The following is a 14,244-nucleotide window of genomic DNA, read 5'->3' on the forward strand; positions in this document are numbered from 1 at the left end:
CGCCCGGAGGGCGGCGTGTTTCTGGAAGCTGAGTTGGGCGGCTCCTGACGGCTCGGCGTCGACGTCTTGGTGTCGGATCAGACCGACGACGAACGGGTGGAGTACGACTGCTCCACGCGATGTGCCGGGCCGGGACCCACGTCGTGTTCCGCTGCTCGGTCGAGATCGTGCGGTCGTCGTAATTGGCCGCCCTCCTGCTGTGATGGACGGCTGACGTCGACGGCTCGTGGGTTCCCTGTGCCGGACACGGGGGGAGTGGCTGGCGAGTGGTGGGCGTATCGGGTTGGTCTGTTTCACGTGGAACAGTGACCGCCGTGTCGACATGTCGGCAGCGGCTCGACGTTCCTGGAACTGCCGCCTGCTGCTCACTCGCGAGGAGCGGCTCGTGCGCCCGCGCCCATCGGAGACCGGAGGCGATCGGCAGGTATTCCCCTGCCCGTGGTCGCGCTGATCGACGCGACCACCGCGCCCCCGCGGTACCTGAAGTCTTCCTCCACTCCGCAAAGCAAACGGCCCCTGGTTCCAACCGGAACCAGGGGCCGTGAGGTGCAGCAGTCAGCCGTCAGGGCTTGGGGAAGATGATGACCCGCCGCTGCGGCTCCTCGCCTTCGCTCTCGCTGTGCACGCCCGCGACCGCCGCGACGGCGTCGTGGACGACCTTGCGCTCGAACGGCGTCATCGGGTGCAGGCGCGCCCGCTCGCCCGACGCGAGCACCTTCTCGGCGGTCGAGCGGCCGAGCTCGGCCAGTTCGGCGCGGCGGCCCGCGCGCCACTGGGCGATGTCCAGCATCAGGCGGGAGCGGACGCCCGTCTCCTGCTGCACGGCCAGGCGGGTGAGCTCCTGGAGCGATTCGAGGACGTTGCCGCGGGGACCCACGAGCTTGGACAGGTCCTCGCCGCCGTCGATGCTGACCACGGCGCGGCCGCTCTCGACGTCGAGGTCGATGTCGCCGTCGTAGTCGAGCAGGTCCAGCAGGCGCTCGAGGTAGTCGCCCGCGATGTCGCCTTCCTGGACGAGCAGGTCTTCGGTCTTGCTCTGCGACTGCGGCTCGGCCTCGGCCTCAGCCGGCGACGACGCCTCCACGTCGTCGGTCGCCTGCAAGGTCTCCGACACGATGTCTCCTCTCCGGGGCAACGCCCGAAATCAGCGGCGCTTCTTGCTGCCCGGCTTCTTGCTGGTGGATCGGCCTTGGATCAGGCCGGGAATCTCGGTGTTGTCGCTGCTGCTCGCGTCGGACGAACCGGAGCCTCCAGGGCCCGCGGTCGGCATGCGCTTGGCGCCGTTGGCGGGCTTCGCGCCCGGTGCGGGCTTCTTCGGGTTCACCGGCTTCGCGCCCGGCTTCGGGGCGAGCGCCTGGCGGGTCTCGACGGCAGCGGTCTTCTTCTCTTCTTCCTCGGCGTCGATGCGCTTGTAGACGACGTGCTGCTGGCCGAGGGTCCACGCGTTGTTGGACAGCCAGTACAGCAGGATCGCGACGGGGAAGAAGAAGCCACCGACCAGGACGCCCAGCGGGAAGATGTAGAGCGTCAGCTTGTTCATGATGGCCGTCTGCGGGTTGTCCAGCGCGGCCTGGTTCTGGCGGGCGACCGAGTGGCGGGCCGTGAAGTGGGTCGCGATGGACGCCACGATCATCAGCGGCACCGACACGAGGATGACGTTCAGGCGCTCGGTGCCGAACTGCGCGAGCTGGTCGGCCGGCATCGTGATGAACGTCGAGAGGTTCGTGCCGAAGAGCTTGGCGTTGACGAACGAGTCGACGCCCTGCTTGTCGAAGAAGTAGACCTCGCCCCAGCCGGGCTTGAACGAGCGCAGCACGTGGAACAGACCGATGAACACCGGGATCTGCACCAGCATCGGCAGGCAGCCGCCGAGCGGGTTGACGCCGTGCTCGGACTGCAGCTTCTGCATCTCCTGCGCCTGGCGCTGGCGGTCGTTCGGGTACTTCTTCTTGATCTTCTGCATCTCCGGGGCGAACTCCTGCATTCGCCGCATGGAGCGCACCTGGCCGACGAACGGCTTGAAGAGGATCGCGCGGAGCGTGAAGACCAGGAAGATGACGGCCAGCGCCCAGGCGAATCCGCTCGCCTCACCGAAGACCTTGCCGAACACCCAGTGCCAACACCACAAGATGAAGGACACCGGGTAGTAGATGAAGTTGAGCACGGAGCTACTCCTCGGTGGATACGTCGGGGACCTGCCGCCTCGGCGGAACGGGGTCCAGGCCTCCAGGGTGCCAGGGTCCGCAGCGCAGCAACCGGCGGATGGTCAGCCAGGTTCCTCGCAACGCACCGTGGACGGTCAGGGCTTCCACCGCGTACGCGCTGCAGCTCGGGTAGAAGCGACAGGTCGGCGGCAGCAACGGAGAGATGAACCGCCGGTAGAAGTGCACCGGCAGCAGCGCGACCTTCGCGGGCAACGTGGTCATCGCAGCACCTTGCGCAGGGCAGAAGAGAAGTCAGCGGCGAGCTCCGAGCTCGACGCTTCGGCTGCTGGGGCCAACGCACGGACCACCACCAGAGTTCCCGGCGGCATCTCGGCCAGGCACGGTCGGACGACGTGACGAAGGCGCCGGTACACCCGGTGGCGAACCACCGAGTTGCCAACTGCCTTGCTCACGACGAAGCCCACCTTGGACGAATCCAAGGTGGGCACGTCGGGCTTCAAGACGTGGACGACCAACCTGGGTCGTCCGGCGCGGCGGCCTCGGCGGACCACCAGGCCGAAGTCCTGGCTGCGGGTGAGCCGGGCGGCCGGTGGGAGCACGACGACGCTGCGCTTACCAGCCGCTGTCAGGCGGACAGAGTGGCACGGCCCTTGCTGCGGCGCGCGGCCAGAATGGCGCGGCCGGCGCGGGTCCGCATGCGCAGCCGGAAGCCGTGCGTCTTCGCGCGGCGGCGGTTGTTGGGCTGGAAGGTGCGCTTACCCTTGCTCACGGTCGGTCTCCCGGTGCTTCACTGCTGACAAAGCCTGTGTGGTCGTCCCCGACGGCAGTGGACGTAGGCGCGCGAAAGGCGCCCGTCGCAAGCGGGAGACTCGTACGAGGGTACGCATGCCCGGGTGCGGCGACCAAATCGGGGTGGCCGATGCCACGTCTTGTGAGGCGTGCCGGGCCTTGTTACCGTTCTTCCCTCGCGCATGCCGGAGCTGGCGAGGGAGCCGCCACCGTACCGGCGCCACAACGCACCGTTTAGTGCACAGTTGTGGATAACTCTGTGGATGCCTCTATTCTCCGTGTCCACATGTGGAGTCTTGGACTCCGGCGGAGGGGAGGGGAGCGCGGAGGTGTCGAACCAGCAGGTCGACCTTGGTCTCGTGTGGGCCGAGGTGGTGCAGGAGCTCGCCACGAGCCACCTGTCCCCTCAGCAACGCGCGTGGATGAGGGTCACCCGTCCGATCGGTCTGCTGGACGGAACGGCCCTGCTCGCGGCCCCCAGCGACTTCGCGAAAGAGGCGATCGAACGCGCACTGCGCGACCCGATCACCGATGCGCTGTCCCGCAGGCTCGGCCGCACGGTCTCCCTCGCGGTGAAGGTCGACTCGCCGGAACCCGTGAGCCCGCCGACCACACCGATCCCGGTGCAGACGGTGCCGCCCGTCCCGAGCATCCCCAACGGCGACACGCCCGTCCTCGTGGATGAGGTCGTCGCCGCGAACGCCGACACCGACGGGTCCGACTCGGACGAGGTCGACGAAGCCGGCGACGCGCTCGCCGCCGTCACCGAGATCTGGCCGACGTTCAACACCGCGGGTGGCGCGACGCCGAACGGGAACCTCCCGTACACCCGGCCCGCGAACCCGTCGCCGTCGCAGACCCGGCTGAACGAGAAGTACAACTTCGACACGTTCGTCATCGGCGCGTCGAACAGGTTCGCGCACGCCGCCGCCGTCGCGGTGGCCGAAGCGCCCGCCCGTGCCTACAACCCGCTCTTCATCTGGGGTGAGAGCGGCCTCGGCAAGACGCACCTGCTGCACGCCGTCGGGCACTACGCCCAGCGCCTGTTCCCCGGCATGCGCGTGCGGTACGTGTCGACCGAGGAGTTCACCAACGACTTCATCAACTCGCTGCGCGACGACCGCAAGGTCGCCTTCCAGCGCCGCTACCGGGACATCGACGTTCTTCTCGTCGACGACATCCAGTTCCTGGAGGGCAAGGAAGGTACGCAGGAGGAGTTCTTCCACACGTTCAACACGCTCCACAACACGAACAAGCAGATCGTGGTGTCGAGCGACCGGCCGCCCAAGCGGCTGGAGACGCTGGAAGACCGCCTGCGCACGCGGTTCGAGTGGGGTCTGATCACGGACATCCAGCCGCCGGAGCTCGAGACCCGGATCGCGATCCTCCGCAAGAAGGCGGCACAGGACCGGCTCGCGGCTCCGGCCGACGTGCTGGAGTTCATCGCTTCCCGGATCGAGCGGAACATCCGCGAGCTCGAGGGCGCGCTCATCCGCGTCACGGCGTTCGCGTCGCTCAACCGCCAGCCGGTCGACATCCAGCTCGCCGAGATCGTGCTGCGCGACCTCATCCCCGACTCGCACGCGCCGGAGATCACCGCGCCGACGATCATGGCGGTCACCGCCGAGTTCTTCGGCGTCTCGATCGACGACCTCTGCGGCCCGGGTAAGACGAAGGCGCTCGCGCAGGCGCGGCAGATCTCCATGTACCTCTGCCGGGAGCTGACGGACCTGTCGCTGCCGAAGATCGGTCAGACGTTCGGCGGCCGCGACCACACGACGGTCATGCACGCCGACAAGAAGATCCGCAAGGAGATGGCCGAGCGCCGGCGGATCTACGACCAGGTGCAGGAACTGACGTCCCGGATCAAGCAGCGCGCCCGCCACGCTCCCTGATCCCACCCGGGTACACACGAGGGGTCCTCCACGACGGAGGGCCCCTTTTCGTTGTGCACGCCGCCTTCCCGCGCACGCGGGGAAAGTACGCGGGGTCCCCGCGTGCGGTACGAGCGCACGGAAGGGCCCCGCGTGAGGGCCAGCGCACCCGGGAAGCACGAGTACATGGAGCCGCACGGGGCGTACGCGCGCGCTCGAACCCGGGTGGGGTCGAGGGGTGCTCGGCCACGCGGCGAGGGTTTCTGTTCACCCCCAGCACTCGAAGGGGTGGGGACAACTGGAAAAGTCTGTGGCCCCGGCCACGATCTGGCCACAGAAGCCTGTTGAACACCCGGGTACAACTGCCCCGCACCCGGGGACGCACCCGGGGACAACTGTGGACGATCTGTGGATCGAGAGGTGTGCACAACTGGCTGTCCCCGGGTGCGCCGATCTGTCCCCGGGTGCCATCCCCCCTTAGTCCACATGGTGGGTGACCTCTTGACCTGGGCGTTCAACGCCTGTCCCCACAATCCACAGCCCTTACTGTTACTGCTGTTGGATCTTTTCCAGGAAGAACTTCAAAGCAAAACAGCGGGGGACAGCTCCCGGGGATCGGTGCCCGAACCCCGAAGTGACGGGAAGGGCGAGGACGCTCTAACGTGGTTGCTCCGCACCTCGGGTCAGCCGAGGGTCGAGGCTCCCTAACCCCCACTGGCACGTTGCTGTGGTTGGGCTTGTCGACTGTCGAGGAAAGGACGCCTCATGAAGATCCGCGTCGAACGCGACGGCCTGGCCGACGCTGTCGCCTGGGTCGCCCGCAGCCTTCCGTCCCGCCCGCCGGTTCCCGTGCTGGGCGGCGTGCTGCTCGATGCGGAGTCGGACGACTCGCTGACGGTCTCCGGCTTCGACTACGAGGTCTCCGCTCAGGTCGGCGTCCCCGCGACGATCGCCGACGGCGGCCGCGCCCTGGTCTCCGGCCGTCTGCTCGCCGACATCACCAAGGCGCTGCCGAACCACCCGGTCGAGATCGCGGTCGACGGCGCTCGCATGATGATCAGCTGTGGCAGCGCGAGGTTCAGCCTCCCGACGATGCCGGTCGAGGACTACCCTGCGCTGCCGTCGATGCCGCAGCTGATCGGTGAGCTCCCCGGCGAGGTCTTCGGTGAGGCCGTCGGCCAGGTCGCCGTCGCGGCCGGCAAGGACGACACGCTCCCGATGCTCACCGGTGTGCGCGTCGAGATCGGCGAGGGCAAGCTGACCCTCGTCGCCACCGACCGGTTCCGTCTCGCGATGCGCGAGTTCCCGTGGGAGCCGGACGCTTCCCTCGGCGAGGTCGCCGTCCTCGTCCCCGCCCGCACGCTCGGCGACGCGGCCAAGACGCTCGGCTCGTCCGGCGGCAAGGTCGAGATGTCCCTCGCGGCGAACGACGGTCTGCTCGGTCTGTCCGGTTCCGGCAAGCGCACGACGACCCGTCTGCTCGACGCCGACTTCCCGAAGTACCGCCAGCTGCTGCCGACCGAGCACTCGGCCGCCGCGATCATCGAGGTCGACACGCTCGTCCAGGCGATCAAGCGCGTCTCGCTCGTCGCCGAGCGCGGCACCCAGGTGCGCCTCGAGTTCGTGGACGGCGGCCTGCGCCTGTCCGCCGGTGGCGACGACGAGGGTTCGGCCGAGGAAGAACTTCCGGTCGAGTACACCGGCGACGCGGTCACGATCGCGTTCAACCCCGGTTACCTCCTCGACGGTCTCGGCGCGGTTCGCACGCCCCGCGTCCACTTGTCCTTCACCACACCCAGCCGACCGGCGCTCCTCAAGCCGGTGGACGAGGATGGAAACGTGGCGCCGGGCTACCTGTACCTCCTGATGCCCGTTCGCCTGCCCGGCTAAAACCCTTACCGGGTAACGAGAAACGTTTAGGGGAGAACACCGTGCAGCTCGGACTCGTCGGCCTCGGCAAGATGGGTTTCAACATGCGCGAGCGGGTGCGTCGTGCCGGTCACGAGGTGATCGGCTACGACCGCAACCCGGAGGTCAGCGACTCGGAATCGTTGGCGGACATGGTTTCCAAGCTCGAAGCACCGCGCGTGGTGTGGGTCATGGTGCCCGCGGGTGACATCACCCGGAACACCGTGAAGGAACTGTCCGAGCTGCTCGAGCCCGGCGACCTCGTGATCGACGGCGGCAACTCCAAGTTCACCGACGACAGGATCCACGCGGACCTGCTGGCGGAGAAGGAGATCGGCTACGTCGACGCCGGTGTCTCCGGTGGCGTGTGGGGACTCGACAACGGCTACGCACTGATGGTCGGCGGCGACGCGAAGCACGTCGAGCAGGCGATGCCGATCTTCGACGCGCTGCGTCCGGAGGGTCCGCGTGAGGAAGGCTTTGCGCACGCGGGCAAGGTCGGTGCCGGCCACTACTCGAAGATGGTGCACAACGGCATCGAGTACGGCCTGATGCAGGCGTACGCCGAGGGCTTCGAACTGCTCGACAAGACCGACGTCGTGGACAACGTGCCCGCGGTGATCTCGGCCTGGCAGCGCGGAACCGTTGTGCGGTCGTGGCTTCTCGACCTGCTGGTGCGCGCTCTGGAGTCCGACCCGGAGCTCGACGACCTGCGCGGGTACGTCGAGGACTCCGGTGAGGGCCGGTGGACCGTCGAGGAGGGCATCAACAACGCGGTGCCGCTGCCGGTGATCTCCGCCGCGCTCTTCGCCCGGTTCACCTCCCGGCAGGAGGACTCGCCGGCGATGCGTGCCGTCGCCGCGCTGCGCAACCAGTTCGGTGGCCACTCGGTGCACCTCGCGGGTCCGTCGTCCGGTTCGGGCAGCACCCAGGGCTAGCGGGTGCACGTCAGACACCTCCAGGTCAGCGACTTCCGCTCGTGGGAACTCGCGGACCTGGCGTTCGAACCTGGCGTCTCGGTGCTCGTCGGACGCAACGGTCAGGGCAAGACGAACCTGGTCGAGGCGATCGGGTACGTGGCGACGCTGGGTTCGCACCGCGTCGCCACCGACGCGCCGCTGATCCGGCACGGTGCCCAGCGCGCCGTCGTGCGGGCGGTCGTGGTCAACGACGACCGCGAGCTGCTCGTGGAGCTCGAGATCACGGCGGGCAAGGCGAACCGGGCGCGGATCAACCGCGGTCCGGTGCCGCGTCCGCGCGATGTGCTCGGGATCCTGCGCACCGTGTTGTTCGCACCGGAAGACCTCTCTCTGGTGAGAGGCGATCCGAGCGACAGGCGGCGGTTCCTCGACGAGATGCTCGTGTTGCGCGCGCCCCGGTTCGCCGGAGTTCGCAGCGACTACGACCGTGTCCTCAAGCAGCGCAGCGCGTTGTTGAAGACGGTGAAGCATTCTCGATCGGCGGACCTGTCGACGCTCGACGTCTGGGACGGGCATCTCGCGAAGCACGGCGCGGAGCTCCTGGCCGCGAGGATGAAGCTGGTCCGCGACATGGCGGGCCACGTGACCTCGGCGTACGCGGAGGTCGCTCCGGAGTCGCGGCCGGCGCTGATCTCGTACAGGTCGAGCGTCGGCGAACTGCCGGAGGACAGGGAGAGCATCGAGGACCTGTTGCTCGCCGAACTCGACCGGGTTCGGCGGCAGGAGATCGAACGCGGCGTGTGCCTCGTCGGCCCGCACCGCGACGACCTCGACCTCACGCTCGGCGAACTTCCCGCGAAGGGGTACGCCAGTCACGGAGAGTCGTGGTCGTTCGCGCTCGCGCTGAGGCTCGGCGGGTACGAACTGATGCGTGTCGACGGCATCGAACCGGTGCTCGTGCTGGACGATGTCTTCGCGGAGCTCGACCGCGGCCGGCGACAGCAGCTGGCCAAGGTGGCGGCCGCCGCCGAGCAGGTGCTGATCACCGCGGCGGTGGCGGAGGACGTGCCGGACGAGCTGAGCGGTGCCCGGTTCGAGGTGAATGGCGGGGAGGTCCGGCGTGTCTAACTCAGATCCCCAAGATGTAGCTCGATCGGGTGTGTCCGCCCACACATCTGGGGACAAGTCTGTGGATGGTGTGGATAACTCCGTCACAAATCCGGACTTGTCCACAGGTTCATTCACACCTGAGGGTGAGTCACTGAAGGGTTCCGACCTCGCACGGGCCGCTCTCGAAGCCGCGAAGGCGAGCGCGAAGGCCCGCGGCCGGGTGCCGGGGAGCAAGTCGAAGGGCCGTCCGGTCAACCGCCGCCGGCGTCGCTGGTCAGGGCCAGGTCCCGACGACCGCGACCCTCAGCCGATCGGGCGGATCGCGTCGAGGGTCGCCGCCGACCGCGGGTGGGTCGAGCAACTCCAGGGTGGTCAGGTCTTCGGCCGTTGGGCAAAATTAGTAGGTGAGGACGTCGCCGAGCACGCGAAACCGATCGCGCTCAGTGACGGGGAACTGACGGTCCAGGCGTCGTCGACGGCGTGGGCCACTCAGCTGCGCCTGCTGCAGCGCGACCTGCTCAAGCGGATCGCCGCGGGCGTCGGCCACGGCGTCGTGAAACGGCTCAAGATCAAGGGCCCGGACGCTCCGAACTGGCGACACGGCCCCAGGCACGTTCCGGGGCGCGGTCCGCGTGACACCTACGGGTGAGGCTCTGTCAAGGGCTCAGCGGCCGTTCTGTGGCGCAATGAGCGTTCACCTGCGGATTTGAACCCCCGTTTCAGCCGTCCTGACCCGTCTTGAGCCGCGTCAGGCTCTCTGTGACCGATTCAAAGGTGTCCTTGACCCCTTTCTGTCGGGGTAGCCCGGTAGAATCACGGGGAGCGTCACCCATCACCGTGCGGCTCTGCCGCATCAGCGAGGAGACTCCAGGCCCGTGTCAGCTAAGAAGAATGAGTACGGCGCGTCCTCGATCACCGTCCTCGAAGGCCTCGAGGCAGTGCGCAAGAGGCCGGGCATGTACATCGGCTCGACCGGCGAGCGCGGTCTGCACCACCTGGTCCAGGAGGTTGTGGACAACTCGGTCGACGAGGCGATGGCCGGCTTCGCGACGACTGTCGACGTCACCCTGCTGGCCAACGGCGGAGTCCGGGTGATCGACGACGGTCGTGGCATCCCCATCGACGTGCACCCGGTCGAGGGCAGGCCCACCGTCGAGGTCGTGCTGACCGTGCTGCACGCGGGCGGCAAGTTCGACAGCGACTCCTACGCGGTGTCCGGCGGTCTGCACGGCGTCGGCATCTCCGTGGTGAACGCGCTGTCCACGGCCGTCGAGGTGGAGATCAAGCGCCAGGGGTACGTGTGGACCCAGCGCTACGAGAACTCGAAGCCCGCGCACGAGCTGCGCCAGGGCGAGCCGACCGACGAGACGGGCACCACCGTCACGTTCTGGGCGGACCCGGACATCTTCGAGACCACCGAGTACAACGTCGAGACGATCGCGCGCCGCCTGCAGGAGATGGCGTTCCTCAACAAGGGCATCACCATCGTCCTGCGCGACGAGCGGGTCTCGGAGGAGGACGAGGAAGCCGACGCCGAGGGCCACAAGGCCGCGGTGAAGGAACGCGTCTACCACTACCCGGGTGGTCTGGAGGACTTCGTCCGCCACATCAACCACACGCGCGACGCCGTGCACCAGAAGGTCATCGGCTTCGAGGCGCAGGGCGACGACCTCCAGGTCGAGGTCGCGATGCAGTGGAACACCGGCTACACCGCCTCGGTCTACACGTTCGCGAACACGATCAACACGCACGAGGGCGGCACGCACGAAGAGGGCTTCCGCGCCGCGTTGACGCGTGTCGTCAACGAGTACGCGCGCGAGAAGAAGCTTCTCAAGGAGAAGGACGCCAACCTCACCGGTGACGACATCCGCGAGGGTCTCGCCGCGATCATCTCGGTGAAGTTGAAGGAGCCCCAGTTCGAGGGCCAGACGAAGACCAAGCTGGGCAACAGCGAGGCGAAGTCGTTCGTGCAGAAGTCGACGAACGAGCACCTGGCCGACTGGTTCGAGCGCCACCCCAACGAGGCGAAGACCATCGTCACGAAGTCGGTGTCGTCGGCGCAAGCCCGCATCGCCGCGCGCAAGGCCCGTGAGCTGGTGCGCCGCAAGGGCGCGTTGGACATCGGCGGCCTGCCGGGCAAGCTGAAGGACTGCCGCTCGACCGAGCCGGAGCGCTGCGAGCTCTACATCGTCGAGGGTGACTCCGCCGGCGGCTCGGCTAAAGAGGGGCGCGACTCGATGTACCAGGCGATCCTGCCGATCCGCGGCAAGATCATCAACGTCGAGAAGGCGCGGATCGACCGCGTCCTGAAGAACACCGAGGTCCAGTCGCTGATCACGGCGCTCGGCACCGGCATCCACGACGAGTTCGACCTCGCGAAGCTGCGCTACCACAAGATCGTGCTGATGGCCGACGCCGACGTCGACGGCCAGCACATCCGCACGCTGCTGCTGACGCTGCTGTTCCGCTTCATGCAGCCGCTCATCGAGCACAACCACGTGTACCTCGCGCAGCCGCCGCTCTACAAGATCAAGTGGCAGCGGACCGAGCCGGAGTACGCGTACTCCGACCGCGAGCGCGACGCCGTGATCAAGGACGGCATCGCGTCGGGCAAGAAGCTCGGCAAGGACGACAACATCCAGCGGTACAAGGGTCTCGGTGAGATGAACGCCGAGGAGCTGTGGGAGACCACGATGGACCCGGCGAACCGGATCCTGCGCCAGGTCACCATGGACGACGCGGCCACCGCCGACGAGCTGTTCAGCGTGCTCATGGGCGAGGACGTCGAGGCACGCCGTTCGTTCATCACCCGCAACGCCAAGAGCATCAAGTTCCTGGACATCTGAGTCCGGTCTTTCGTTCTGGGCATCCTGGCGTTTCTGGCGAGTAAGGAAGAAGAACAGTGAGCGAGACGACTCTGCCGCCGGACCACGACCGCATCGAGCCGGTCGAGATCCAGCAGGAGATGCAGAACTCGTACATCAACTACGCGATGTCCGTCATCGTGGGTCGCGCGCTGCCGGACGTGCGCGACGGGTTGAAGCCCGTGCACGTGCGAGTGCTGTACTCGATGTTCGACTCCGGTTTCCGTCCCGACCGCGGCTACAACAAGTGCGCGCGTGTCGTCGGCGACGTGATGGGCAACTACCACCCGCACGGTGACTCGGCGATCTACGACGCGTTGGTGCGTCTCGCCCAGCCGTGGGCCCTGCGGTACCCGTTGATCGACGGCCAGGGCAACTTCGGTTCCGTGGGCAACGACCCCGCCGCGGCCATGCGGTACACGGAATGCCGGCTCTCCCCGTTGGCCATGCACATGCTGCAGGACATCGAGGAAGACACCGTCGAGTTCCGCGACAACTACGACGGCCGCATCCAGGAGCCGACGGTCCTCCCGTCGCGCATCCCGAACCTGCTGATCAACGGCAGCTCCGGCATCGCGGTCGGCATGGCCACCAACATCCCGCCGCACAACCTCCGCGAGGTCGCGGACGGCGTGGTGTGGGCACTGGACAACTTCGAGGCCTCCGACGAGGAGACCCTCGAGGCGATGATCGCCCGGATCAAGGGCCCGGACTTCCCGACGTACGGCCAGATTCTCGGCACCTCCGGCATCGAGGACGCATACCGCACCGGTCGCGGCTCGGTCCGGATGCGCGCCGTGATCGAGGTGGACGAGGACGCCAAGGGCCGCACGATCCTCGTCGTCACCGAGCTGCCGTACCAGGTGAACCCGGACAACCTGGTCGAGAACATCGCCGCGCTGGTCCGCGACGGCAAGCTCACCGGCATCGCGAACATCGCCGACGAGTCGAACCGCCGCATCGGCATGCGCATCGTGATCACGCTCAAGCGCGACGCGGTGGCGAAGGTCGTGCTGAACAACCTCTACAAGCACACCCAGCTGCAGTACTCGTTCGGCGTCAACATGCTGGCGCTGGTCGACGGTGTGCCGCGCACGCTGCGGATCGACCAGATGATCCGCCACTACGTGAAGCACCAGATCGAGGTCATCGTGCGGCGGACGCGGTTCCGCCTGCGCAAGGCCGAAGAGCGCGCGCACATCTTGCGCGGCTTGGTGAAGGCGCTCGACCAGCTCGACGCGGTGATCGCGTTGATCCGCCGGTCCGAGACGCCGGACATCGCGCGCACCGGCCTGATGGAGCTCCTCGACGTCGACGAGATCCAGGCCAACGCGATCCTGGAGATGCAGCTCCGCCGCCTGGCCGCCCTCGAGCGTCAGAAGATCATCGACCAGTTGGCCGAGATCGAGCTGGAGATCGCGGACCTCAAGGACATCCTCGAGAAGCCCGAGCGGCAGCGCAAGATCGTGCGCGACGAGCTCACGGCGATCGTGGACAAGTTCGGCGACGACCGGCGCACCAAGATCATCCCGTTCGACGGCGACGTGTCCATGGAGGACCTGATCGCGGTCGAGGACGTGGTCGTCACGATCACGCGCACCGGCTACGCGAAGCGCACCAAGACCGACCTCTACCGGGCGCAGAAGCGCGGCGGCAAGGGCGTGCAGGGCGCACAGCTCAAGCAGGACGACATCGTCGCTCACTTCTTCGTGTGCTCCACGCACGACTGGATCCTGTTCTTCACGAACAAGGGCCGTGTGTACCGCACGAAGGCGTACGAGCTGCCCGAGGCGAACCGCAACGCGCGCGGTCAGCACGTCGCGAACCTCCTCGCGTTCCAGCCGGAGGAGGAGATCGCGCAGGTCATCCAGATCAAGAACTACGAGGTGTCGCCGTACCTCGTGCTCGCCACCCGGAAGGGTCTGGTGAAGAAGTCGAAGCTCTCCGACTTCGACTCCAACCGATCGGGTGGTCTTATCGGCATCAACCTGCGCGAGGACGACGAGCTGGTCGGAGCGGTGCTCTGCTCGGCCGACGACGACCTGCTCATGGTGTCCGCCGACGGCCAGTCGATCCGCTTCCACGCGACCGACGACGTGCTGCGCCCGATGGGGCGTGCCACGTCAGGTGTGCAGGGCATGCGGTTCAACGCAGACGACGAGCTGCTGTCCGTGGGCGTCGTCCAGGAAGGCCTGTTCGTTTTGGTCGCGACGGACGGTGGGTACTCGAAGCGAACGCCGATCGAGGACTACCCGGTTCAGGGCCGTGGCGGCAAGGGTGTGCTGACCATTCAGCACGACCGGCGACGTGGCAGGCTGGTCGGAGCGCTCATCGTCGACGTCGACGACGAGCTCTACGCCATCACCTCGAGCGGCGGGGTCATCAGGACCCGTGCCGAGCAGGTGCGCAAGGCGGGACGGCAGACGAAAGGCGTGCGGCTGATGAACCTCGGCGAGAGCACCACTTTGATCGCCGTCGCACGCAACGCGGACGAGCCCAGCGACGTCACTAACGGTGAGACGTCTGTCGCGGAGGACTCTGCCGCCGACCAGGCAGCCACCCCCACCGACTCGGCCGAGTAGCCGGAATCGTTAGCGAGAGGTCAAGGACAAGC

Annotated in this window: 12 protein-coding genes; 7 read left to right on the forward strand and 5 right to left on the reverse strand. The window is 67.4% G+C overall.

The annotated features are described in order from the left end of the window. Window positions 1–562: 562 nt before the first annotated feature. From AOM45_RS01920 to rpmH, 5 genes are read right to left on the reverse strand one after another with little or no spacing between them, the layout of a single operon-like run. Window positions 563–1,114 carry a Jag family protein gene (locus AOM45_RS01920; protein WP_030465623.1) on the reverse strand — a complete coding sequence of 184 codons (552 nt, stop codon included), beginning with the start codon at window positions 1,112–1,114 and terminating at the stop codon, window positions 563–565. A gap of 30 nt (window positions 1,115–1,144) precedes the next feature. After that, a complete protein-coding gene (gene yidC, locus AOM45_RS01925) occupies window positions 1,145–2,164 on the reverse strand; it encodes a membrane protein insertase YidC (protein ID WP_030465622.1) in 1,020 nt (339 codons plus the stop codon). 4 nt (window positions 2,165–2,168) lie between these two features. Beyond that, complete coding sequence (gene yidD, locus AOM45_RS01930; protein WP_030465621.1) at window positions 2,169–2,426, reverse strand: membrane protein insertion efficiency factor YidD; 258 nt, start codon at window positions 2,424–2,426, stop codon at window positions 2,169–2,171. Further along, the gene (rnpA, locus tag AOM45_RS01935; protein ID WP_030465620.1) at window positions 2,423–2,764 is read right to left on the reverse strand and encodes a ribonuclease P protein component; all 342 of its coding nucleotides are present in this window, start codon (window positions 2,762–2,764) and stop codon (window positions 2,423–2,425) included. Before rnpA ends, yidD begins: the two co-directional genes overlap by 4 nt. A 26-nt stretch (window positions 2,765–2,790) precedes the next feature. After that, window positions 2,791–2,934, reverse strand: coding sequence for a 50S ribosomal protein L34 (rpmH, locus tag AOM45_RS01940; protein WP_030465619.1), 144 nt, complete (start codon window positions 2,932–2,934; stop codon window positions 2,791–2,793). A 349-nt stretch (window positions 2,935–3,283) separates the two neighbouring features. Between rpmH and dnaA the strand changes: the two genes are divergently transcribed. The 7 genes from dnaA (at window position 3,284) to gyrA (ending at window position 14,212) form a co-directional block, all read left to right on the forward strand. Beyond that, window positions 3,284–4,849 carry a chromosomal replication initiator protein DnaA gene (gene dnaA, locus AOM45_RS01945; protein ID WP_030465618.1) on the forward strand — a complete coding sequence of 522 codons (1,566 nt, stop codon included), beginning with the start codon at window positions 3,284–3,286 and terminating at the stop codon, window positions 4,847–4,849. 744 nt (window positions 4,850–5,593) lie between these two features. Next, complete coding sequence (gene dnaN, locus AOM45_RS01950; protein ID WP_030465617.1) at window positions 5,594–6,718, forward strand: DNA polymerase III subunit beta; 1,125 nt, start codon at window positions 5,594–5,596, stop codon at window positions 6,716–6,718. Between the two features lie 41 nt (window positions 6,719–6,759). Continuing rightward, window positions 6,760–7,674 carry a phosphogluconate dehydrogenase (NAD(+)-dependent, decarboxylating) gene (gene gnd / locus AOM45_RS01955; protein WP_081901853.1) on the forward strand — a complete coding sequence of 305 codons (915 nt, stop codon included), beginning with the start codon at window positions 6,760–6,762 and terminating at the stop codon, window positions 7,672–7,674. 3 nt (window positions 7,675–7,677) lie between these two features. Further along, window positions 7,678–8,784: a DNA replication/repair protein RecF gene (gene recF / locus AOM45_RS01960; protein ID WP_030465615.1), complete on the forward strand. Its 1,107-nt coding sequence runs from the start codon at window positions 7,678–7,680 to the stop codon at window positions 8,782–8,784. Between the two features lie 97 nt (window positions 8,785–8,881). Continuing rightward, a complete protein-coding gene (locus AOM45_RS01965; protein WP_035909137.1) occupies window positions 8,882–9,415 on the forward strand; it encodes a DciA family protein in 534 nt (177 codons plus the stop codon). A gap of 226 nt (window positions 9,416–9,641) precedes the next feature. Beyond that, the gene (gene gyrB, locus AOM45_RS01970; RefSeq protein ID WP_030465613.1) at window positions 9,642–11,612 is read left to right on the forward strand and encodes a DNA topoisomerase (ATP-hydrolyzing) subunit B; all 1,971 of its coding nucleotides are present in this window, start codon (window positions 9,642–9,644) and stop codon (window positions 11,610–11,612) included. Window positions 11,613–11,668: 56 nt separating this feature from the next. Next, complete coding sequence (gyrA, locus tag AOM45_RS01975; RefSeq protein ID WP_030465612.1) at window positions 11,669–14,212, forward strand: DNA gyrase subunit A; 2,544 nt, start codon at window positions 11,669–11,671, stop codon at window positions 14,210–14,212. The last annotated feature ends 32 nt before the right edge of the window (window positions 14,213–14,244 follow it).

It is taken from the genome of Lentzea aerocolonigenes, assembly GCF_000974445.1.
Taxonomy (GTDB): Bacteria; Actinomycetota; Actinomycetes; order Mycobacteriales; family Pseudonocardiaceae; genus Lentzea; species Lentzea aerocolonigenes.

Coding starts and splice junctions, on each gene's coding strand:
- yidD (WP_030465621.1), bottom strand. CDS start 2,426: ATGACCACGTTGCCCGCGAAGGTCGCGCTGCTGCCGGTGCACTTCTAC.
- dnaN (WP_030465617.1), top strand. CDS start 5,594: ATGAAGATCCGCGTCGAACGCGACGGCCTGGCCGACGCTGTCGCCTGG.